The sequence below is a fragment of the Bartonella sp. AA126HLJHH genome (assembly GCF_042197425.1).
Classification (GTDB): Bacteria; Pseudomonadota; Alphaproteobacteria; order Rhizobiales; family Rhizobiaceae; genus Bartonella.
Genome location: NZ_JBHIRU010000138.1, coordinates 1 through 578 on the forward strand (window position 1 = coordinate 1; position 578 = coordinate 578).

The 578-nt window shown below is 42.6% G+C and carries 1 protein-coding gene; it reads left to right on the forward strand.

From position 1 onward, the window contains the following. On the forward strand, positions 1-578 hold a 578-nt coding region (locus ACFIQC_RS10180; RefSeq protein WP_375707164.1), incomplete at both ends, for an ABC transporter substrate-binding protein.

A 578-nucleotide genomic window follows, 5' to 3' on the forward strand; every position in this document is an offset into this window, starting at 1 on the left:
GTTGGTCCTTATCAGCTAGAGAGTTGGCGCCCTGGAGAAGGAATTTTGTTGCGTGCAAGCTCCAATTATTGGGGGGAGGCGCCTAAATTGAAGAAGATTTTAATTCGCCATGTTGCGGAACCTGGAACACAACGTTTATTATTGCAAAAACACGATATCGATGTTGCACGTAATCTGATGCCAGAGGATTTGGCAGATCTCCAAGCAACAACGGATATTAAAGTTGAAAAAGTGTTGGCGCCCTCCATGATCATATGGGGATTTAATGCGACAAACCCTATTTTTGCCAATGAAAAAGTGCGTTTAGCGATGCGTTATCTTATTGACTATGAAGGACTCGGTAAGACTCTTCTCAAAGATGTTGGTATTCCACGTGCAAGTTTTATTCCTCTTGGTAATCTTGGAGCTTTGGATGAAAAAGAGGGACAACCCTTTAAACTTGATCTCCAAAAAGCAAAGCAACTTTTAACAGAGGCAGGTTATCCGGATGGTTTTGAGGCCAGTATTTTTGCCGGTGCCTCTCCTTATCCTTTTGCTTTGCCTATTGCTCAGTCTCTCCAAGACAATGCAAAAAAGGT